Here is a 21852-nt window from a genome sequence, read left to right as displayed (position 1 = left end):
AAAAGACATGTTTCCGGCCCGTACAGGCCCCATATCGGGTCATCCGGGCCCGCTTATGCGACCAATGGGGAATGGTTCGTGTCGGGGCGCTGCGCTCAGTCTGCACGGGACCGTGCAAAGGCACGGTATTTCCTTTTGGGAGGGAGGAAGTCCATGTCCACACATAATGCGCTCAAGCGGCCCCTCGCGGTCGCATTGGCGGCCGCGCTGGTCCTGCCTGGCCTGGCCGGCGCCCAGACCGCCAAGGAGGCCGAGCTCGAAGCTCGCGTCGCCGAACTCGAAAAGATGGTGCAACAGCTGTTGCAGCACCAGCAGGAGGCGCCGGCCGTGGCGCCTGCGCCGGCAGCGGATCCGGGCAAGACGATCCAGTCCACCACGATCCTGCCCGGGGCCAATCCGGGCAGCCGGTTCTCGTACGGCGGTTTCATCAAGTTCGATGCCATGGTCACCGACACCAGCGACGGCAAGATCGCCGACGGCTCGGCAGGCCGCCTGTTCTACGTGCCGAGCACCATTCCGGTGGTCGCGAACGGTACCGAGCCGGACACCGATCCGTATACCGACTTCCACGCCGCGTTCTCGCGCTTCTGGTTCGCGGTCGACCACACCACCGACAACGACGACAAGTTCAGGGGCTATATCGAGGCCGACCTGTTCGGCGGCGGCAGCGCCAATCTCGGCAACGAGGTCTCCACCAACACCCACGGCATCACCATCCGCCACGCCTTCGTGACCTGGAACAACTGGCTGGCCGGCCAGACCTGGACCAACTTCCAGGACCTGGGCTCGCTGCCGGAAACGGTGGACTTCCTCGGCGTGTCCGACGGCACCATCTTCGTGCGCCAGGCCCAGTTGCGCTACACCAACGGCCCGTGGTCGTTCTCGATCGAGAACCCGCACACGCTGGCGACCAACTTCGGGGGCACCGGCCGCTTCAGCTCCGGCGACAACGTGCTGCCTGACATCACCGCGCGCTGGAACACCAAGGGCGACTGGGGCCACTTCAGCGTGGCCGGCCTGCTGCGCCAGTTCAAGGCCGGCGATGAAACCGCGACCGGCGCGTCGGTCAGCGTGGCCGGCAAGTTCAATCTGGGCGCCAACGACGACATCCGCTACATGGCCAACTACGGTCAGGGCCTCGGCCGCTACTTCGCCTTCGGCCAGGGCACCGACGTGGTACTCGATGCCGGCAGCGACCTCGAACCGATCAACGCCTATGGCGGCTTCATCGGCTGGCGGCATGCGTTCAATCCCCAGCTGCGCAGCAACATCATCTTCTCGGCGGCGTATTACGACAACGATCCCAGCCTGACCGGCTGGGGCGTCACCGAGCGCTCGCATTCGATCCGCGCCAACCTGATCTACTCGCCGTTCCCCAAGCTCGACATCGGCGCGGAAGTGACCTACGGCGAGCGCGCGCTCGAGGACGACCGCGAAGGCGATCTGAAGCGCTTCCACACCACGGTCAAGTACAGCTTCTGACCCGGCCGGCCGGGCCCCGCATGGGCGGGCACCCGGCTGTTCTCACAGACAGAAAACCCACGGAGGCGTTTCAACAATGAGTGTCTCATCGGAACACTGGCGCCATACGCGCAACCTGATGCTCGGGCACCTGACGGTCTGGTTCGTATTCTCGTTCCTGATCCACTGGTTCGCATCGTCGCTTTACAACGTCAACTTCCTCGGCTGGCCGCTCAACTACTACATGGCGGCCCAGGGCTCGCTGATCGTGTTCGTGATCCAGCTGTTCCTGTTCAGCAGGCAGCAGCACGCGGTCGACACGAAGTACGGCGTCCACGAAGACGAGCAATAAGGGGAGATCGTCATGGGACTGCAATGGGAAGGTAAATCCTTCATCGACAACCTGCCGAAGATCTACGGGGTCTACACCGGCGGCTTCCTGGTCTTCTTCGCGCTGATGGCGATCGGCGAGAAGATGGGCATGAGCGCCGCCGCGATCGGCATCTCGTTCGTGGCCTTCACGGTCGTGATCTACGCTTTCATCGGTATCCTCTCGCGCACGATGGCGGTCGATGCCTACTACGTGGCGGGCCGCAGCGTGCCCCCGGTGTTCAACGGCATGGCCACGGCAGCCGACTGGATGTCGGGTGCCTCGTTCGTGGCGATGGCCGGCGGCATCTTCATGTCCGGCTACCCGTACCTCGCGTTCGTGGTCGGCTGGACCGGCGGCTACATCCTGGTGGCGACGCTGATGGCGCCGTACCTGCGCAAGTTCGGCTGTTACACGGTGCCGGACTTCATCGGTACCCGTTACGGCGGCAAGCTGACCCGCTTCTGCGCCATCGTGGTGCTGATCGTCGCATCGTTCACCTATGTGACCGCGCAGATCACCGCCAGCGGCACGATCGCCGCGCGCGCGTTCCTGATCCCGTTCGAGTGGGGCGTCTATATCGGCCTGGCCGGCATCCTGGTCTGTTCGATGCTCGGTGGCATGCGCGCGGTGACCTGGACCCAGGTGGCGCAGTACATCGTGCTGATCATCGCCTACCTCGTCCCGATCGTATGGATGTCGGGTGCACAGGGCTTCGGCTGGTTCCCGCAGTTCCAGTACGGTCCGGCGGTCGAGCGCATCATCGAGCTGGAGCCGATGCTGGGTGTTGGCACAGCGGCAGCCGAGCAGGTTCCCGGCCTGGGCGTGCTGACCACCCTGCACGCGGAACCCCAGGCGGGTGCGCTGGCGGCCTGGCAGTTCGTCACGTTGGCGTTCTGCATGATGGTCGGTACCGCCTCGCTGCCGCACATCCTGATGCGCTACTTCACCACCCCATCGGTGAAGGCCGCCCGCAACTCGGTGGCATGGTCGCTGTTCTTCATCTTCCTGCTGTACTTCTCGGCACCGGCCCTGGCCACCCTCAGCAAGCTGTCGCTGATGGACCCGAATCTGGCCAGCTCGATCTTCGGCAAGAGCATTGCCGAGGTCGAAGCACTGAGCTGGGTGCGGAACTGGGGCGAGGTCGGCCTGCTGGCGATCCGCGACTCCAACGGCGACGGGATCCTGCAGGTCAACGAGTTCTTCCTCAACCCGGACATCATCGTGCTGGCCACGCCGGAATTCGCCGGCCTGCCGTACGTGATCTCCGGACTGGTCGCCGCAGGCGGCCTGGCCGCGGCGATGTCCACCGCCGACGGCCTGCTGCTGGCGATGGCCAACACCCTGTCGCATGACCTGTACTACAAGATCCTCGACCCGAAGGCCGAGACCCGCAAGCGCCTGCTGACCGCACGCGTCCTGCTGATCGTCATCGGTCTGGCCGGTGCGCTGGTGGCCAGCATGAAGCTGACCGGCATCCTCGGTGCGGTGGCCTGGGCGTTCTGCTTCGCGATGTCGGGTCTGTTCGCGCCACTGGTGCTGGGCGTGTGGTGGAAGCGCGCCAATCGCCAGGGCGCGATCGCCGGCATGGTGTTCGGCCTGGCCGCGGGCTGGGGCTACCTGCTCGCGGTGCGTGGAGGAATGGAGCCCTGGCTCGGCCTCGACCATCTGCGCTTCGGCGTGGTCGGCGTGGTCGTCAGCTTCGTCGCGATGATCGTGGTGACGCTGATGTTCCCGGCGCCGGATGAGGAAACCCAGCGCATGGTCGACGAGGTCCGCGTGCCGCGCGGCGAGACCATCATCGGTAGATCCTGATGGCGCACGGCCTGCTCCGGTCGGAGCAGGCCTTCTGGTGAAGTCGGCGGTGCTTGCAGCCGCCGGCTTCGCCGTATGAGAGCATTACGGACGAGGCCGCGGGCAAGAGAGTTTCCGGAGTCGAGATGATTACAGAAGTACCGCTGTACGCAGTCGTGATCGACTACCTGCTGGGCATGGTGATGTGGACGCTGATCGGCCGCTTCGGCATGCGCATCTTCCTGCCGGAAGACAGCAAGTTCTTCTTCAGCCGCTTCTTCATCCGCGTCACCGATCCGCTGATCAGGCTGTTCAAGCCGATCACCCCGGGCTTCCTGGTCCCGGCGATGGTGCCGCTGTACGTGGCCTGGTTCTTCTTCATGGCCCGCTTCTACCTGATGCCCTGGCTGCTCGGCTATTCGGTGATGGGCATGCTGTCGTTCCCGCTGGAGGGGCAGATCACCAAGGCGCTGCGCTACTTCTGGCACCTGCTGCTGGGCAGCTGAGCGAATGCAGCCCGGGCAGGGCCGAAGGCCGGACCCGGGACAAAGGCGGCATGAACCCGTTCGGCACCCCGTAGCCCGGGTAAGCGAAGCGCACCCGGGGACTAACCGCCCCGGATCCGGCCTTCGGCCTTGTCCGGGCGTCAGTCGAGGCTGCGCGCGATCGCATCGGCGTCGAGCATCCCGCGCAGTTCGGCGCGCACGTCCTTCCAATGGAAACGCACCGAGTTGCGCACGACCTCTTCGTCGAACCGCTTGAGGTTCTCGACCACCGGCGCCCACTTCACCAGCGCGGTGGGGCTTTCATGGAAACAGCCTTCACCGTCCTCGACCTGGTGCCACGGGGTCAGTGCGATCCGCGCACGCACACGCTCGGCGTGGGCGGGGAACTCTGCGTCGGCCTCGGCCGGGACGCCGGTCGCGACGAGGATGTCCTCGACCGTCCGCCGCATCAACGCGCCGGTCTGCTCTTCCGGAATGCCGCGGTGTACCAGCAGGCCGCCGGCATACACCGTCAGGTCGGACACGCAGGCCAGCCACATGTGCCACTTGGCGATGTTGATCGAGGCCACGAACACATCGTCGTCGAACAACTCCGGATAGCGCATCCCGGCGCGGGTGCGCAGGTAGCCGTACAGGCTGGTCTGGGCGATGAAGCTGGCGCGGCTGTTGATGAACGCGTGCAGTTCATCGGCATCGCGCACCGGTTCGCGGCGCACCTTGCCGCCGATGCCGAGGTAGTCGCGGCATTGCGAGACGAAACCGGCAATGCCGGCCTGCATGCGGTCGGCCAGGGAATCGTTCTGCTTCATGGCGCTCTGTGCTGGACGGACTCCCGCACTTTGAGGCAAGCCGCGCGGGCAGGCAATGCAGGCATTGGTCGAATGCGCCGTTACAGCGGCGGGGCGGCCAGTTCTCGGGCATCGAGATGGCCGTCGCCGTTGCGGTCCTGCCTGTGGAAGCGTTCGGTCAGGCGCTGGCGGTGTTCCTCGCGGGTGACCGGCGTGCCTTTGCCGCCGGGCAGCTCGTCGGCGCTCAGCACGCCGTCGCCGTCGCGGTCCATCTGCTCGAAGGCGTAGCCCATCCAGTCCAGGTATTCCTCCAGCGACACCCGGCCGTCGCCATCCGTGTCCATGCGTGCGAGGTATTCATCGGTGGCCTGGACCTGGGCATGAGCCAGGGGCGTGACGAGCAGCAGGGCGGTGAGGGCGATGTGACGGCGCATGGCGGCAGGCTACCGGATTCGTGCGTGGGTTTTCAGGTGTCTCTGGAAATGTTTCTTTGCTTTCCATGGAGCTGCGGGGCTTGCGGGGAAGCCGGCGGCCAGTGCGTTGCGGGACACGCGTGAACCCATCCATGGGGCTCTTCCGCGACATCCATGTCGCGGACGGTCCCGCAACGCACTGGCCGCCGGCTTCTGGACACATTGTCGGTGCTTGATGAAAAACCATCCGGAGCGGCAAGCCTTCGTGTTCGCGAAGGCGATGATCGGCGGGAAGGTGCCAATCTCCGGAAACAGGGGCGGCGGCCTCCTTGATTTCGCCGTCAAGGCCGACAGGCCACGTCGAATCGCGGCCACACTGGAACGCGAAGCGGGCCCTCCCCGGGAGTGCGCTTCTGGAGCCACCAGTCATGTCGGAACGCCGGGGGCGAAGGCCCTTGGGTGCGAAATCAAGGAGGAGGTGCCGGCCCTGGCCGGTGCCGGGGGACATTCGCATCCAAGGGCCTTCGCCCCCGGCGCAACGGTCATCCAACAGACCCGGCGCTTTCCCCCGATTGGGCGAAGAACCAATAAAAAGCCCGCGCATTGCGCGGGCTTCGGTGATGCACTCGGGGCGGACCGGATCAACCGCGTGCCGGCGCCAGCGTGTAGCCCTTGAGTCGCATGGAGAAGGCTTCCAGCGCGGCGATGCCGCTGGCCTCGGCCTCGGCGCACCAGGCTTGCAGCCGCTGCAACGTGGCCTGGGCGTCGTGCGAACGGTCGTCGAGCACGTGGGCCAGGCGCTGGCGGTACTCGGCCAGGGTCGCCATCTTCGGCCGCTCGGCCAGCCAGGCCTGCAGGCGCTCGCGCTTGCCATCGTCGAGCCAGCGGCCGCCGTCGGCGAGGCCACGGCGCAACGCCAGCGGCAACTTGCCGCCGCGGCTTTCGCGCAGCGCCGGCAGGGTGACGTTGCGGTAGTAGTCGGTCATCGCCTGGAAGCGGATCGCCAGCAGCGCCCTGAGTGTCTCGCCGTCGGGCATGGCGATGTTGGGGCGCACGTCGAGCGACGGCGCCACGCGCAGCACCTTGGCCAAGCCGAGTTTCTCGAACACGCGGATGCTGGCCCAGCCGATGTCGAACTCCCACTTGCGCAGCGCGAACTTGGCCGACGACGGGAACGCGTGGTGGTTGTTGTGCAGCTCCTCGCCGCCGATCCACACGCCCCACGGGGTCAGGTTGGTCGAGGTGTCGGCGCTCTCGAAGTTGCGGTAGCCCCACCAGTGGCCGAGGCCGTTGACCACGCCGGCGGCCCAGAACGGGATCCAGGCCATCTGGATCGCCCATACCGCGACGCCCGCGAAGCCGAACAGGGCGAAGCTGATGAACAGCAGCAGGGTCGGGCCGAGCGTCGCGTGCGGGGTATAGAGGTGGCGCTCGATCCAGTCGTCCGGGCAGCCCTTGCCGTACTTCTCGATCGACTCGCGGTCGCCGCGTGCCTCGCGGTACAGCTCGACGCCACGCCAGAACACGTTGCCGATGCCCTTGACCTGCGGGCTGTGCGGGTCGTCCGCGGTCTCGACCTTGGCGTGGTGCTTGCGGTGGATCGCCGCCCATTCGCGGGTGATCATCGAGGTGGTCAACCAGGTCCAGAAGCGGAAGAAGTGCGCCACCACGGGATGGAAGTCGACCGCGCGGTGCGCCATCGAACGGTGCAGATACAACGTGACCGAGAGGATGGTCAGCTGGGTCGCGACCAGCAAATAGATCACGAGGGTGCCGAGGCTGGCCTGGATCAGGCCGCCGGCGAGGAAGTCGAGCAGTGAAGCGAGCATCTGGAACTCCGTGGACCGGGGTCCGGGTAAATGGCGCCGTCCGCAGCCGTGTCAACCACGACTGCCGGCGGGGAAGGCGGGACCGATACGTTTGATGCGGCCAGCCCTGTACTCATCATGCCACCCGGGCGTGACCGTTCGCTCCGGTATGGCGGCACGACGATGGTCGTGGGAGGGGTGGCGTTCACATGCCGTGCGTGACCGGGTGCCTGAATGGGCGCTCCGGATACTCAGGCACGGTGGCGGATGCGTTCGCGCAACTTCGCCAGCTCGATTTCGGCATAGCGTGCCAGGGCATGGCGATCGGCCTTGCCGAAGCCGCCGCTACGTCCGCAGTGTTCGAGCAGCAGGCTCAGATCCTGGGCGGTGCCGAGCAGGGCCGCGGTGCTTTTGTCCACGTCGCTCTTGTCGGCGCGGCCTTCGTCGATGATGCCCTTGCCCGATACCGGTGTCCCTGCATCCGCGCCGCTCGCGATGGGGATGCCGCACCTGGCCAGTATCGTGTGCTGCTGCGACTGCCGCCGCATCCGTCGGCGCCAGCGGTGCCAGTCGCGATCGCGCCCGCTGGCTGCGACCCGCGCGCGCGTCTTGGCCGTTGTGGTTGCGCTGGCCTGCAGGGCGGTATGGACGATCTCCATGGACACTGCCGCCCAGGGCAGGGTATCGAGGGCGCCGGCCAGGGCGGCCAGCACGGCGCGGCGGTCGGTCAGGCCAGGGTCGTCGGCCAGCGCTGCATCGGCCAGCGCACGACGGCGCCGGCTCGCCATGCGTCGAACACCGCGCAGGTGCGATACGGTTATCGGATCGTCGCAGCCGGCCTGCAGGCGGGTGAGGGTTTCCACCAATGCTTGGCCGTCGCGCAGCTTGCCCAGGCTGCGTACCACCCGGCGCAGCTCGCGATCGACCATGTCCGCGCCCGGGCCGAGTGCCGGCCGGCCCAGCGCCAGCGTGGCCCGGACCCGGCGCAGTGCCTTGCGGCCCTGGTGCACGCCCCGGTGCAGGCGCCGCTTGCCGGCATCGTCGACCGTCAGCCAGTCGATCGCGGCATCGAGCTCGGTGTGGGCATGACGACGCAGCGCGGGGCCGGGCAATGGCCGCCCGCTGACATGTTCCGGGTCATTGCCTTCCGGGTTCGACATGGTCGATACCGCGCGGCAGATAGGAGAATCGAGCATACCTTCGGCGCTGTCCGCGTGCAGCGCGGCAGCATCGCCCGGTCACGTATCGGCATACACTTCCCCGCTCGTCCTTGAGCTCTGCGAGCCTGCCGCTCCGGCGACGGCCACGCACGGATTGCGAACAGTCACGCATGCCTGAGTTGCCCGAAGTCGAAACCACCCGTGCCGGCCTGGCGCCGCATCTGCAGGGCCGCCGCGTCACCGCCGTGCGGCTGCGCCGCCCCGACCTGCGCTGGCCGATCCCGGCCGAGATCGAACGCACCCTGCCCGGCCAGCGCATCGATGCGGTGCGCCGGCGTGCCAAGTACCTGCTGCTGGACACCGCCGCTGGCAGCGCGCTGCTGCACCTGGGCATGTCCGGCAGCCTGCGGGTGGTGCCGGCCGACACCCCGGTACGCACGCACGACCACGTCGACCTCGCCCTCGATTCGGGGCGGGTGCTGCGCTTCAACGATCCACGCCGGTTCGGCTGCCTGCTCTGGCAGCCGGCGGGCGAAGTGCATGAACTGCTGCGCGGACTCGGCCCGGAGCCCTTGTCGAATGCGTTCGATGGGACGGCTTTCGATGGGGATTACCTGTTCAATCTCAGCCGCGGCCGCCGCGCGCCGGTCAAGACTTTCCTGATGGATCAGGCGGTGGTGGTCGGGGTCGGCAACATCTACGCTGCCGAGGCCCTGTTCATGGCCGGCATCTCGCCGCTGCGCGCGGCCGGTCGGGTCGCGCGCGCGCGCTATGCGGCGCTGGCCGCTGCGGTGAAGGCGATCCTCGGCCATGCGATCGCGCGTGGCGGCACCACCCTGCGCGATTTCATCAGCCCGGACGGTGCGCCCGGCTACTTCGAGCAGGAACTGCTGGCCTACGGCCGTGGCGGCGAACCCTGCCCGCGCTGCGGTCGTGCGTTCAGGCAGGCCAGCATCGGCCAGCGCGCGACGGTCTGGTGCGGCCATTGCCAGCGCTGAACGCGCTATATTCGCGCCCATGGAGATCGGCGACACCCCTGCGCGGGCCGCAGACATCACTCAACTGCTGGGCGCCGCCCGCGACGGCGACCGCGGCGCGCTCGACTCGGTGCTGGCCACCCTGTACCGGGAGTTGCACTCGATGGCCCGCCGCCAGCTGGCCGGACAGCACGGGCATACCCTTGACGCCACCGCGCTGGTCCACGAGGCCTACCTCAAGCTGATCGGCCGCCGCGACGCCAAGTTCGACGATCGTGCCCATTTCTTTGCCTACGCCGCTTCGGCCATGCGCAGCGTGGTGGTCGACTACGCCCGACAGCGGTTGGCGCAGAAGCGCGGCGGCGACATGCACCGGGTCACCGACCTGCCCGAAGATCTCGATGGCGGGCTGCGCCTGGACGAGGAAACCCTGGGCCTGGACACCGCACTGACCCGGCTGGCCAATGTCGACAAGCGGCTGGCGCAGGTGGTCGAACTGCGTTATTTCGGCGGGCTGTCGGAGCTGGAGATCGCCGGCCTGCTCGAACGCTCCGAGCGCAGCATCCGCCGCGACTGGCAGAAGGCGCGGCTGTTCCTGCTGGCCTCGCTGCAAGAGAACTAGGAGAGAGTGAAGAGGAGTGAGAAGAGAGTGAAGGCACGGCGGTTTTCGCTTCTCCCTCGTTTCTCACTCCTCTCCACTCTCCACTCGGTTCCATGGACGCCGAACGCTGGCAACGCCTGTCACCGCTGCTCGACGCGCTGCTCGAACTCGAGCCGGAGGCGCGCACCCGGCGGCTGGAGGAACTGCGCGGGGAAGACGCGGCGCTGGCCGGGGAGCTGGAGGCGCTGGTCGCGCTCGAAGCCGAACATGGGGACTTCCTGTCCGAACCGCTGGTGATGCCGCCGGCCGGGGTCGGCAGCGGTAGCGAGGTCGGGCCGTACCGGCTCGACCGCCTGCTCGGCGAGGGCGGCATGGGCCAGGTCTGGCTCGCCTCGCGCGCCGACGGCCTGTACCAGCGCCGGGTCGCGCTCAAGCTGCTGCGCCCGGGCCTGACCAGCCACGACCTGCGCCTGCGCTTCACCCGCGAGCGCGAGATCCTCGCCCGTCTCGCCCATCCGCACATCGCCCGCCTGCTCGATGCCGGCATCAGCGCCGAGGGGCTGCCCTACCTGGCGTTGGAGTATGTCGACGGTACCCCGATCACCGACTATTGCCGCGACAACAGGATCCCGCTGGCACAGCGCCTGGGCATGTTCCTGCAGGTCTGCGAGGCGGCCAGTCATGCCCACGCCAACCTGATCGTCCACCGCGACCTCAAGCCGTCCAACATCCTGGTCACCCCGGCCGGCGAGGTCCGTCTGCTCGACTTCGGCATCGCCAAGCTGCTCGACAGCGGGTTGTCCGAAGGCGCGGCCACTGCGCGGGAACAGACCGGCACCGGCATGCGCGCCTTCACCCTGCACTATGCCGCGCCCGAGCAGATCCGCGGCGAGCCGGTCACCACCATGACCGACGTCTATTCGCTCGGCGTGGTGCTGTACGAACTGCTGACCGACCGCCGCCCGTACCGGCTCAAGCGCCACAGCGACGCCGAGTGGGAGGAAGCCATCCTCACCGCCGACCCGCTCCGGCCCTCGGTCGGGGTGCTGCGCGACACCGCCACCGCGCGCGACCGCCAGGCACAGCGGCGGCACAGCCGGGTGCTGGCTGGCGACCTCGACAACATCGCGCTCAAGGCCCTGGCCAAGCGGCCCGAGCAGCGTTATCCCTCGGTCGAGGCACTGGCGCAGGACATCCGCCGCTACCGGGCCGGACGACCGGTGCTGGCGCGGCCGCAGAAGCTCGGCTACCGGCTGCACAAGTTCGTCGCCCGGCACCGCTGGGCGCTGGCCTCGGCGCTGCTGGCGACCGCGGCGCTGACCGCCGCGCTGGCGCTGATCGCCTGGCAGGCGCAGCAGGCGGTGGCGGAAGCCGCGCGCGCGCAGGCGATGCAGGACTTCATGGTCGGTCTGTTCGAGAACGCCAGCGGCCGCAGCCGCGGCGAGCCGATGGACCTGGACCAGTTGCTCGACGACGCGGTCGCGCGCGGCAACCAGCAACTCGCGCGCGAACCGCGCGCGCGCGCCGAACTGCTCGGGGTGATCGCGCGCCTGCACATTGGTCTGGGCAACTACCCGCAAGCGCAGATCCTGCTCGACCAGCAGGCGGAGATCATCGGCCAGACCGCGGACATCCCGAACAGCCTGCAGCTGGAAGCGTTGACCCAGCGCGGTCGGGTGTTGCGGCTGCTCGGTGAGCCGGAAGCCTGCATCGAGGCGATGCAGCCGGCACAGTCGCTGGTCCGCCGCGAACAGGCGCGGCTGCCGCCGCAGGTCGCCGCTTTCCATGTCCAGCTCGGGCATTGCCGGCATGCGGTCGGCGAGCGCCAGGGTGCGCGGCAGTCGTTCGAGCGCGCGCTGGTCGTGCGCCGGGCGATCGGCGGCGACGAGGCCGGTACGGTCGAGGTGCTGATGGACCTGGCCGTGCTGCAGGCCGACGACAATCCGGCGGCCGCGCTGGTGGCCTACGAGCTGGCCCGCACGCAGCTTCACGACCGGGTCGGGCCCGCCCACGTGCTGAATATCCGGCTTGGTCGCGAACTGGCCGCACTGCAGACGGCGGCGGGGCGGTTCCAGCCGGCCCGGGAAACCCTGCGGCAGGCCCTGCAGGTCGCGTTGGACATACACGGCCCCGGCCACGAGGAGACCCTCGGGGTGCGCGGCCAACTGGCCGGGCTGCTGTTCGACACCAGCCGATTCGACGAGGCGGAGATCGAGCTGCGCGAGGTCCACCGCCTGCGCCGGGCACGACTTGGCCCCGGTCATCCCGAGCTGGTGTCCGACCACATCCGCCTTGGCCGGCTCGCGTGGGAACGCGATGACCTTTCCACCGCGCTGGCCGAACTTCGCGAGGCGTTGCAGATCGCGCGCAGCGCCGGTGAGCCCGAAGCCGAGATCCGTTCGCTGGTGGCGCTGGCCGATGTGCTGCGAGCAGCCGGACGCGCCGGCGCGGCACGGCCGGTGCTGGTCGAGGCGCAGCAACTGCGCAACGCGCTGGCCGATGTCGACTCCGATGCCGGCAACGATGTCGATTGGCTGCTCGGCGATGTCGAGATCACGCTGGGCGATACCCTGGTCGGCCAGGCCCGGCTGCAGCAGGCCATGGTGCTGGCCCAGCGCCGTTACGGCGAGACGCAGCCCGACGCCCTGCGTGTCGAGGTCGTGTCGCTGCGGCTGCGCGCACTCGATGGCGACCTGCAGGCGATGGAGCGGCTCGAAGCGATCGCTCGCGGGCAGGACCAGGCCCGTTTCGATCACCGCCGGCGTGCGATCGGCTGGCAGGCTTCCGTGGCGGTGGCCGAGGCACGCTGCCGCAACGGCGAAGCAGAGGCCGGTGCTGCCGCCCTCGACCAGCTGTCGAGCCGGTTGCAGAGCGAACAGCCCGACGGCAGTGCGCTCAGGCGCGAGATCGAGGCCACACGCGGACGCTGCGGGGGGAGATGAGCTCGGGGCTGGAGGCTCGGAACGGGAGCTCGGAGCTGAAGTTCGCAACTGGCCGGGACCCGGAGCGATTCCGTTCGATGCTACGGGTCCAGCGGCTCGTCCAGCTTTTCCACGTCGCCGATGTCCACCCGGCCTTCCAGCGGGGCTTTCCAGAGAATGTCCTGCATCGCCCAGTAGTACTCAGGTTCCCAGTACTTCTTCGCGTAGTACTGGTCGCCGCGCAGGGTCATGCCCATGTCCGACATCGGGCCGGTGTTCGGGACGATGGTCAGGAAGCCGGTAAAACCGGTGCGGCTGCCCGTCATCCGGCGCCGCTCGCGCCGGAGCACCCGTTCCAGGCGCGGTTTTGCGACATCGTCGCCGTACTCGGCCAGCACGGCCTGTCCACGCTCGACCGCGGCTGCGCGCTCATGCTCCGACAGCGCATCCCAATAGATTTCGCGGCGCACCAGGAAATCGTGGTAATGGCGCTCGGCCGCGATGTCCATCCAGACATAGCCCAGCGCGCGGTCCTGCGGCACGCCGATGCCGTTCCAGTACATCTCGGCAATCATCGCCTGCGAGGGCTTGTCGGCATAGCGCGCGGCGCGCTTGAGCCGGGTCATCGCCAGTTCGTAGTTTGCCTGCCCGTAGGCATGCAGTCCTTCGCCGCGCCAGCGCAGGTCCGGGTGCGCGGCAAGGAAGCCTTCGGTCATCACTGCCGGATCGAAACCGGCTTCGAGATTCTCGGCCTGTCCCGCAGCCAGGGCGGGGGACGTGCATAGCAGGCAGGCCAGCAGCAACAGCGTGCGCACAGGTGTTCCTCCTTGTCTCACGGTGCGGACTCTACGATGCCGCCGGTGCCAGCGTCGCAGGTGGAAGGTCATGGGGTCTTCGGGGCATCAGTCCAGCGACAACGGCGGTTGCAGCGGATCGATCGTGCCCTCGCCCCGCATCACTCTCTTGTATTCGGCACGCGACACCGACACGTAGCGGTCGTTGCCGCCGATCTCGACCTGGGGTCCCTCGCGCACGGCGCGGCCCTGTGCATCGACGCGCACCACCATCGTCGCCTTGCTGCCGCTGTGGCAGATGGTCTTGATCTCGGTCAGCTCGTCGGCCCAGGCCAGCAGGTACTGGCTGCCCTCGAACAGCTCGCCGCGGAAGTCGGTGCGCAGGCCGTAGCACAGCACCGGGATGCGCAGCGCATCGACCACTTCGCTGAGCTGCCAGACCTGCGCCTTGGACAGGAACTGTGCCTCGTCGACCAGCACGCAGTGCAGCTTGCCGTGGGTGGTGATGTCGCGCTCGACCCGCCGCTGCAGGTCGTCGTCGCGCTCGAACGCGATCGCCTCCGACTGCAGGCCGATCCTCGATGCGACCCGGCCGGCCCCGGCGCGGTCGTCCAGCCGCGGGGTCAGGATCGCCACTTGCATCCCGCGCTCGCGGTAGTTGTGCGCCGACTGCAGCAGGGTGGTGGTCTTGCCGGCGTTCATCGCCGAGTAGTAGAAGTAGAGCTTGGCCATCCGCGCATTTTAGGGCGGCGCGTGCCGGGCCGTCTCGACCGAAGCCGTTGTTGCCTGCTCGTGGGGCGATGCCCGGCTGCGCCTGGACACATTGCGTGAACCGATTTCGCGTCACCCAGGATGACACCCAAGTCCTCTCAGAGCGGCCTTTGCATCTCCCGCTTCGCCACCCCCTCCGCCCAGCGCGCCGCCATCGTCGGCGAGGTCACGCAGACCGCGTCGTCGGTGACCGTGGTGACCGCGCGTTCGAGCAGCTGGATGTCGGCCTCGTGCTGGCGGGCGACGTGCGGGTCCTCGAAGAACACCACCCGCTGGCAGCGCCGCTCCAGCACCAGGTCGGCGATCTGCGCGTCGCCACCGAGCGGGCCGCTCTTGTAGCGGTCCACCCATGGCGTGTCGGCCGGCCAGCCGCGGCTCCAGGCCAGTTCGTTGAGGCGCTGGCCGGTGGTGCCGGTGCCGACCCGGCGGGCGAACCCGGAGAGCAGGTCGAAATGGGCGGTGGCGAAGTCGAGCATCGAGGCCTTCATCGCGTCGTGCGCGATCAGCGCCAGGGTCTGGCCGCGATGGTCGAAGAAGCGGTCGGCGCCGGGATCGGGGGCGAAGCCGGCGTGGATGCGCTCGAGTTCGATGAAGTCGCGCGCCGACGCCACCGTCGACACGAACGGCTTGCCGTGGATCACACACTGGCGCTTGAGTGCGACCGCCTCGGGGAAGGTCGAGGACGGGTCGACCGGGTCGATCAGGTAGATCGCGCCGTCGAGGGTGCGGCTTCCATCGGGGTTGCCGTCGTCGAGGCCGACCACTTCGGCGACCAGCTTCATCAGCCCGCCCTCGCGGCCGTACGGATAACGGCGCAGGCCGGGGTAGCCGCCAAGCATGCCGGCCGCGGCGATCGCGTCATGGGTGCGGCCGACCGCGTGCAGGTCGAGTTTCAGCTCGCGGATGCCGGACTCGCAGGCGCGCAGCCAGCGGAACAATGCGGCGTCTTCGGTAGCGTGGTGCAAACGGTTGGCGGCCAGGCCCAGTCGCATCGGCGGCTCCGGAACAAGTGGAGGAGCTCCAGTCTACGGGCGAATGACGACGATCAAGCGCTCGCTGCCTGACGAAGCACATCATCCCGGGCGCAGTGAGGGCTCTGTTCTGGCTCTTCTCCCAAGTGAGGGGGGCTCGCTTTCAGCGAAGGCGTGGGTGCCGCCGCTTGCGTTCGATCGCCGGTTCTCGCCGCTACTTTTCGCCGCTACCTGGCTGTCCCGACGCGACCTGCCGGCCTTGACGGCGAATGTCCCCCGGCCGCCGCCCGTGGCGGCGGCCTCCTCCTTGATTTCGCCGTCAAGGCCGGCAGGCCACGTCGGGATCGCGTGGCCACGCTGGAACGCGAAGCAGGCCCTCCCTGGGAGTGCGCTTCTGGAACCACCGGTCATGTCGGAACGCCGGGGGTGAAGGCCCTTGGGTGCGAAATCAAGGAGGAGGCACCGGCCCTGGCCGGTGCCGGGGGACATTCGCATCCAAGGGCCTTCGCTCCCGGCGCCCGGTCCTCCAACAGACCCGGCGCTTTCCCCGCGATTGGGCGAAGAACCAAATAATCTCCTGGCCAGGCAAGGCCGCTACACTGTCGCCCGCTCCAGGGAACACTCATGCACGGCCTCAACCCCCCCCAACGCGCCGCCGTCCTGCATACCGACGGCCCCCTGCTCGTGCTCGCCGGCGCCGGCAGCGGCAAGACCCGCGTGATCGTCGAGAAGATCGCCCACCTGATCGCTTCCGGCCGCATGCCGGCGCGGCGGATCGCGGCGATCACCTTCACCAACAAGTCGGCGAAGGAGATGAAGGAGCGCGTGGCCAAGCGCATCCGGGGCGATGCGGCCGAAGGGCTGACCGTCTGCACCTTCCATGCGCTGGGGCTGAAGATGCTGCAGATCGACCAGGCCAAGGTCGGGCTGCGGCGCGGTTTTTCGGTGTTCGATTCCGACGACACCGCCGCCCAGATCAAGGACCTGTTGCCGGCCGGCAGCAAGCCCGACGCACTCGACAACGCCCGCAACCTGATCTCGCGCGCCAAGAATGCCGGGCTGTCGCCGGAGCAGGCACTGGCGGTGGCGCGTTCGCAGCGCGAGATCGAGGCCGCGCAGCTGTACGCGCGTTACCAGGCGCGGCTGACCACCTTCAACGCGGTCGACTTCGACGACCTGATCCGCTTGCCGGTGGAGCTGCTGGAGAACGATGAGGATGCGCGCCTGGGCTGGCGCGAGCGCATCGGCTACCTGCTGGTCGACGAGTGCCAGGACACCAACGATGCCCAGTACCGGCTGTTGAAGGCGATCGCCGGCCCGAAGGGTCTGTTCACCTGCGTGGGCGACGACGACCAGTCGATCTATGCCTGGCGCGGCGCCAACCCGGACAACCTGTTGACCCTGGGTACCGACTACCCGGAGCTTAAAGTGGTCAAGCTGGAGCAGAACTACCGCTGCTCCAACCGTGTGCTGCGCGCCGCCAACGCATTGATCGCGCACAACCCGCACGAGCACCTCAAGACCCTGTGGAGCGACAACGCCGACGGCGAGCGCATCCGCATCTGGGAATGCAAGGACGGCGCCCACGAGGCCGAGAAGGTCGCCGCCGAGATCCACTTCATCGCCACCGCCAAACAGGCGCCGTGGAGCGACTTCTGCATCCTGTTCCGCAGCAACCACCAGAGCCGCGCGCTGGAGAAGTCGTTGCAGTTGCTGAAGGTGCCCTACCACCTGACCGGCGGCACCGCCTTCCTCGAACGCGGTGAGGTCAAGGACGCGCTGGCCTGGCTGCGGCTCATCGCCAACCCCGACGACGACGCGGCGTTCCTGCGCGCGGTACAGGCGCCGAAGCGCGAGGTCGGTGCGACCACATTGTCGAAACTGGCCGAGATGGCGCAGAAGGCGCACATGCCGATGTCGCGTGCGGCCGAGTCGGTCGGCGTGCTCAAGCAGCTCGCGCCGCGGGCCGGCAATGCGCTCGATGGCTTCATCGGCATCATCCGCTCGCTGCGCGGCGATGCGCAGCGCCTGCCGCCGGCCGAGCTGGTGCGGGTGCTGGCCGAGAAGAGCGGCCTGCTCACCGCGATCCGCGCCCAGTGCAAGGACGAGGCGACGTTCCAGCGCCGCAAGGCCAACCTCGAAGAACTGGCCGACTGGTTCGAAGGCGGCAAGAGCAGCGGTCCCGGCGAACTCGCCGCACAGCTCGCGCTGCTCTCGCACGCCGACAAGGGCGAGGCCGGCAACCAGGTCCGGTTGATGAGCCTGCACGCGGCCAAGGGACTGGAGTTCCGCTATGTGTTCATCGTCGGCATGGACGACGGCACCCTGCCGCACGAGGTCGCGGTCGAGGAAGGCAGCCTGGAGGAGGAGCGCCGCCTGCTCTACGTCGGCATCACCCGTGCCAAGGAACAGCTGTGGCTGTCGCATTGCCGCGAGACCCAGCGCTGGGGCGACCGCCTCCGCCTGCAGCCAAGCCGCTTCTTCGACGAACTGCCCGCCGCCGAGATCCAGCGCGACGGTGCCGACCCGGAAGCCGACGCCGCGCGCAAGCAGGAACGTGCTCAGGCCGGGCTGGCCGCGATCCGGGCGTTGCTGGAAGAAGGTTGAGGCAATTCCCGGGCTGTGCCCGGGAATCCCCGAAGTCTGCAGCGCAAACCTTGGACCCCGCCGTGCACTGCCATACCCCCATTCGCGCCTGCGGCGCGAATCGCCCCCTGACTCAGGGGGCTGGGCCTTCCGTGGTTCTGCACCGTCTGCGGTTAGAATGCCGCGCCCGCATCGCGGGAGGCGGATGCTGCAACGGCTTTCGTCACCAACATCAACATCAGGGGACAACATGTTCAAACATGGATGCATGGCGCTGGTCGCCATCGCATGCGCTGCCGTCGTGCCGGCCGCACACGCAGAAGGAAATTTCTTCGTCGCCGGCCAGGTCGGCCAGGCGAAGTACCACGACATCGATTTCGGCGACGATACGGCCGGTACCTACGCGATCAGCGGCGGTTACCGCTGGCAGGCCGGAGCGGTCACCCAGGTCGGTGTCGAGGCCGGCTATGGCAGGGTCAACGAGGTCCACGAGGCGCATAGCTGGGGCAACGGTTACACCGACTCCGGTCATGCGCGCGTCGGCATGAAGGCCCGCTATGCCCATATCGGTGCCAATGCGCGCTTCAGCTTCGGCGAGGGCAGCCGCTGGTTCGCCATCCTGCGCGCCGGATACATCGGTTACAAGCAGGACGTGAGTTTCGAAAGCACCTCGTATTTCGAGGGCAGCATCATCGACAGCTATTCCGGGTCCCACAGCGATGATGGCGGTGGCGCCTACTTCGGTGCCGGCATCGGTTTCGATGTCACACCCAATTTCAGCGTCAGCGTGATGCGTAGCGGTTACGCTTTCTCCAGCTCCGATAGCGGCGACTGGAACGACGACTACGGCACCGCTGCCACCAACACCCTCGGCCTGGAACTGCGCTTCTGAGCCTGCGGGTCACGGGCACGTGCGGGGCCGGATTCCAGGCCCCGCACATCGACTGAAATCCAGGGCCGCTACACTCGGACGTTTCCATGGATCCCGGAGCCGTCATGCGCCCCCATCTCCTGGCCGCGTCCCTGCTGGCCTGTTCCCTTGCCCTCGTCGCCTGCAAGCGCGTCGAGCCTGTCCCGTCGCAAGCGTCGCCGACCGCCGCGGACAGCGCCGAAGCCGTCCCCGCCGACGACAACCTCAATGCGGTGTTGTGGGTGCAGACCTCGGCCGAGTACCGGATGCTGACCACGCAGACGTTCAAGGCCGCCGCCGACCACCTCGACAAGGCATTGGCCGAGCCGAACTGGGATGCGCTGGTGCCGGCCGAACGCGAGAACCCGGGCGCGGGTTTGCGGCCGGCGGTGATCGTGGACATCGACGAGACCGTGCTCGACAACTCGCCCTACCAGGCGCGGCTGGTGCGCGATGGCGAAAGCTACGACGAGGTCAGCTGGGCGGCCTGGGTGGCGGAGAAGAAGGCCAAGCCGGTGCCGGGCGTGGTCGACTTCGCCAGGGCCGCGGCGGACAAGGGCGTGACCCTGCTGTATCTGTCCAACCGCGCCCAGCATCTGCAGGAGGCGACCCTTGCCAACCTGCGTGAGGTCGGCCTGCCGGTCGCCGACGACAGCGTGTTCCTCGGCCTCGGTACCCATGTCGAGGGCTGCGAGCAGCACGGCAGCGAGAAGAAATGCCGACGGCGGCTGGCCGGGCGCGAGTACCGGGTGCTGATGCAGTTCGGCGACCAGCTCGGCGACTTCGTCGAGGTCGTCAGCAACACGCCCGAGGGCCGCGCCGCGTTGCTGGAGGAGTACGGCGACTGGTTCGGCGAGCGCTGGTGGATGTTGCCCAACCCGACCTACGGTTCGTGGGAACCGGCGACCTTCAACAACGACTGGAGCCAGCCGCTGGAAGTACGCCGCGCAGCCAAGCGTGCCGCACTCGACGTCGCGCCCTGACCGATCTCGGCCTTGCCTCCGGCGTCGTGCGGTCAGCGCGGCCGCGTGGCGGGGATGTCGATGCGCAGGTCCTGGCGGACCTCGAGCTCGATCTGGCGCTCGGCCTCGGTGTCGTCGAAGAACCAGGGCAGTGGCAGATTGTCGGCCAGCACGGTGAGGGTGTGGCGGCCGACCGCGACGTTGGGGAACTCGAAATTCCCGGCGCTGTCGGTGCGCACCGCGTAACGGCCGTCGAGGATCACGGTGAGGTGGGCGACCGGCAGCTCGGCCGCGTTGCGGACGCGGTCGTTGTTGTCGTCCAGGTAGACGCTGCCGGCGACGTGGCCGGTGGCAGCGCCCGGGGCGCCGCCGATCACCGCGCGCGGGCGCCCGGCCTCGCGCTCGTAGCGCAGCACCAGGAAGGCCGAGCGTTCGCGCGGCAGGTCGACGAACAGCGGGTCGTTCGCCAGCGGGTCGAGTTGGAACGGAGAACGTCGCGCGCCCTGGTTCTGGTACAGCGTCGCCGCCAGCGACCAGTGGCGGGCCAGACGCCAGTTGATGCCGATGTTGGCGTTGAAGCCGCGCAACGCGTCGGGGCCATTGCCGTGGGTCCAGCGGACCTGGCCATCGATCGCGAGCCGGTCGCCGAGGTCCTGGCCGCCGTAGAGCGCCAGGCCGGTGCTGCGCGTGGCCGGGCGGCCGTCGTATGACAGTTCACCATGCGACAACGACGCCGACAGTCGGCTCCCAGTGTCGACCGGAAACGCCTGATCGAGGGTGAGCTGCCAGCTGTCGCGGTCCCCACTCTGGCCGTTGCCGTTCCGGGCACTGGCGCCGTCGACCTGCAGGCGGGTGTTGCCCCAGTCGTTGCGTGCGTCGAGGAACAGCTGGGCGCCGACCGCGTCATCGCTGCCGTCGCGCAGGCTCAGGCTGCCGCCGTAGCCGAGGCGGCTGCTGGCCTGGTAGCGGACATGGGCGTTGGCATAGGTGCCATCGAAGCTGTCGCCGGAGATCGACTCGATGCGGTCCAGGCCCGCGTTCCAGCTCCAGCGGGCGAACTGATAGGCGATGCGGTAGTAACCGCCGCGGACGTCGTTGTTGATCGGATAGCTGCCCCAGGCGAGATCGTCGCCCAGGTAGAAGGCGCCGTAGTTGTGGCTGTAACGGCCACGGGCGGCGCTGGCATCGATCCATGCCCCGTTCGCCGCGCCGGCGTCGGCGTCGCTGGCCAGCAGGTTCAGCTGGATCCGGTCGCGGGTGCCCTGCCAGGCGGTGGCGGCATGGACGGCGTGCGAGGTGTTCGCCTCGATCACTGCCTGGCCCTGGTCGCCGGCGACCAGGCGGCCGTCGCTGCTCAACGCGGTGACGGCGCCGGTCCAGCCCGGGGCCCAGCGCCATTGCGCGCCGATGGCGCCGACGTGGCCCTCGTCCAGTTCGAAGCCGAGCAGGCGGGTGCCGGTAAAATGGCCGATGCGCCCGCCGCCGGCCTGCAGGCGCAGGCCCGAGTCGGTGTTGCGCCATTCGCTGCTGGCGCCGGCGAAGGCCACGCTGGGCAGGAAGAAGCGGTACTGGCTACGCTGCAGCGGCAGTGCCGGGGTATTGAGCACACCCAGGCCGTTGTCGCCGGACCACTGTCCGGGCATGGCGAGGTTGCGCTGCCAGAGCGTGGCCGCGCCGCGCCATTCGTCGCCAGCGCTGCCGGTCGGGGATGCGTTCGCGCGGGTGTCGTCGCGACGGGACAGGCTCGCCTGCAGCGACAGGGTGCCGTGGTGTCCGGTTTCGCGGAAGCCGCCGGCCGAGACGCCGTGTTCGCGGTAGGTATCGTCGCCGAACCTGCCGTGGCTGTACGCCGCTTCGGCGTGGAACGCGCGCGGCAGGCCGTTCGCGTCGTAGTCCGTGTCCGCGTCGTCGTCGGACGCCTTCGACAGCGATGCGGGGTCGATCACCCGGTCCTGGTAGGCCGGCGGGTCGTCTGTCGGATCGTCTGCCGGATCGGCGCCGGCCGGCAGTGTCGCCAGCAACAGCGCGACCGCCGAAGCGAGTGCGCTCATCGTCGCCG

The 21852-nt window shown here is 68.3% G+C and carries 18 protein-coding genes; 10 read left to right on the top strand and 8 right to left on the bottom strand.

What is annotated here, in order from left to right; genetic code table 11:
* The first annotated feature begins 153 nt into the window (after window positions 1-153).
* The 4 genes from FKV23_RS16680 to FKV23_RS16665 all read left to right on the top strand — a co-directional run bounded on the left by FKV23_RS16680 (window position 154) and on the right by FKV23_RS16665 (window position 4131).
* Entirely contained in the window at window positions 154-1482 is a 1329-nt protein-coding gene (locus tag FKV23_RS16680; protein ID WP_141624879.1) for a DcaP family trimeric outer membrane transporter, read from the top strand.
* A gap of 76 nt (window positions 1483-1558) precedes the next feature.
* Entirely contained in the window at window positions 1559-1813 is a 255-nt protein-coding gene (locus tag FKV23_RS16675; RefSeq protein ID WP_141624878.1) for a DUF4212 domain-containing protein, read from the top strand.
* A gap of 12 nt (window positions 1814-1825) precedes the next feature.
* Complete coding sequence (locus tag FKV23_RS16670; protein WP_141624877.1) at window positions 1826-3646, top strand: sodium:solute symporter family protein; 1821 nt, start codon at window positions 1826-1828, stop codon at window positions 3644-3646.
* Window positions 3647-3771: 125 nt separating this feature from the next.
* Window positions 3772-4131, top strand: a complete 360-nt coding sequence (locus FKV23_RS16665) for a hypothetical protein (RefSeq protein WP_141624876.1) — start codon at window positions 3772-3774, stop codon at window positions 4129-4131.
* A gap of 140 nt (window positions 4132-4271) precedes the next feature.
* On the opposite strand, the gene FKV23_RS16660 is transcribed toward FKV23_RS16665, so the two are convergent.
* The 4 genes from FKV23_RS16660 to FKV23_RS16645 all read right to left on the bottom strand — a co-directional run bounded on the left by FKV23_RS16660 (window position 4272) and on the right by FKV23_RS16645 (window position 8300).
* Complete coding sequence (locus tag FKV23_RS16660) at window positions 4272-4940, bottom strand: esterase (protein WP_141624875.1); 669 nt, start codon at window positions 4938-4940, stop codon at window positions 4272-4274.
* Between the two features lie 80 nt (window positions 4941-5020).
* Window positions 5021-5353, bottom strand: coding sequence for an EF-hand domain-containing protein (locus tag FKV23_RS16655; RefSeq protein ID WP_141624874.1), 333 nt, complete (start codon window positions 5351-5353; stop codon window positions 5021-5023).
* Window positions 5354-5973: 620 nt separating this feature from the next.
* Window positions 5974-7161, bottom strand: coding sequence for a DesA family fatty acid desaturase (locus tag FKV23_RS16650; protein ID WP_141624873.1), 1188 nt, complete (start codon window positions 7159-7161; stop codon window positions 5974-5976).
* A gap of 230 nt (window positions 7162-7391) precedes the next feature.
* Window positions 7392-8300, bottom strand: coding sequence for a CHAD domain-containing protein (locus FKV23_RS16645; RefSeq protein WP_167285350.1), 909 nt, complete (start codon window positions 8298-8300; stop codon window positions 7392-7394).
* A gap of 170 nt (window positions 8301-8470) precedes the next feature.
* Between FKV23_RS16645 and mutM the strand changes: the two genes are divergently transcribed.
* The 3 genes from mutM to FKV23_RS16630 all read left to right on the top strand — a co-directional run bounded on the left by mutM (window position 8471) and on the right by FKV23_RS16630 (window position 12820).
* Window positions 8471-9298, top strand: a complete 828-nt coding sequence (gene mutM / locus FKV23_RS16640; RefSeq protein WP_141624871.1) for a bifunctional DNA-formamidopyrimidine glycosylase/DNA-(apurinic or apyrimidinic site) lyase — start codon at window positions 8471-8473, stop codon at window positions 9296-9298.
* Between the two features lie 19 nt (window positions 9299-9317).
* A complete protein-coding gene (locus tag FKV23_RS16635) occupies window positions 9318-9899 on the top strand; it encodes an ECF-type sigma factor (protein WP_141624870.1) in 582 nt (193 codons plus the stop codon).
* A 92-nt stretch (window positions 9900-9991) separates the two neighbouring features.
* The gene (locus FKV23_RS16630) at window positions 9992-12820 is read left to right on the top strand and encodes a serine/threonine-protein kinase (RefSeq protein ID WP_141624869.1); all 2829 of its coding nucleotides are present in this window, start codon (window positions 9992-9994) and stop codon (window positions 12818-12820) included.
* A gap of 80 nt (window positions 12821-12900) precedes the next feature.
* On the opposite strand, the gene FKV23_RS16625 is transcribed toward FKV23_RS16630, so the two are convergent.
* The 3 genes from FKV23_RS16625 to FKV23_RS16615 all read right to left on the bottom strand — a co-directional run bounded on the left by FKV23_RS16625 (window position 12901) and on the right by FKV23_RS16615 (window position 15356).
* The gene (locus FKV23_RS16625) at window positions 12901-13614 is read right to left on the bottom strand and encodes an SEL1-like repeat protein (protein WP_141624868.1); all 714 of its coding nucleotides are present in this window, start codon (window positions 13612-13614) and stop codon (window positions 12901-12903) included.
* Between the two features lie 87 nt (window positions 13615-13701).
* Window positions 13702-14325 (bottom strand): thymidine kinase, encoded by a 624-nt coding sequence (locus FKV23_RS16620; protein WP_141624867.1) that lies wholly within the window; start codon window positions 14323-14325, stop codon window positions 13702-13704.
* A gap of 137 nt (window positions 14326-14462) precedes the next feature.
* A complete protein-coding gene (locus FKV23_RS16615; RefSeq protein WP_141624866.1) occupies window positions 14463-15356 on the bottom strand; it encodes a methylglyoxal synthase in 894 nt (297 codons plus the stop codon).
* Between the two features lie 603 nt (window positions 15357-15959).
* On the opposite strand from FKV23_RS16615, the gene FKV23_RS16610 reads away from it, so the two are divergent.
* From FKV23_RS16610 to FKV23_RS16600, 3 genes are all read left to right on the top strand, one after another.
* On the top strand, window positions 15960-17942 hold the full coding sequence (locus tag FKV23_RS16610; RefSeq protein ID WP_141624865.1) for a UvrD-helicase domain-containing protein: 1983 nt from the start codon (window positions 15960-15962) through the stop codon (window positions 17940-17942).
* A gap of 229 nt (window positions 17943-18171) precedes the next feature.
* On the top strand, window positions 18172-18813 hold the full coding sequence (locus FKV23_RS16605) for an outer membrane beta-barrel protein (RefSeq protein WP_167285349.1): 642 nt from the start codon (window positions 18172-18174) through the stop codon (window positions 18811-18813).
* 104 nt (window positions 18814-18917) lie between these two features.
* Entirely contained in the window at window positions 18918-19814 is an 897-nt protein-coding gene (locus FKV23_RS16600) for a 5'-nucleotidase, lipoprotein e(P4) family (protein ID WP_167285348.1), read from the top strand.
* Between the two features lie 32 nt (window positions 19815-19846).
* Here FKV23_RS16600 and FKV23_RS16595 read toward each other — a convergent pair whose 3' ends face one another.
* Window positions 19847-21844: a carboxypeptidase-like regulatory domain-containing protein gene (locus tag FKV23_RS16595; protein WP_167285347.1), complete on the bottom strand. Its 1998-nt coding sequence runs from the start codon at window positions 21842-21844 to the stop codon at window positions 19847-19849.
* Window positions 21845-21852: the final 8 nt, after the last annotated feature.

Origin of the sequence: Lysobacter alkalisoli (assembly GCF_006547045.1) — a bacterium.
Lineage (GTDB): Bacteria > Pseudomonadota > Gammaproteobacteria > Xanthomonadales > Xanthomonadaceae > Marilutibacter > Marilutibacter alkalisoli.
Note: the sequence above shows the minus strand (reverse complement) of the source record. Positions and strands in the feature narration are given on the sequence as shown.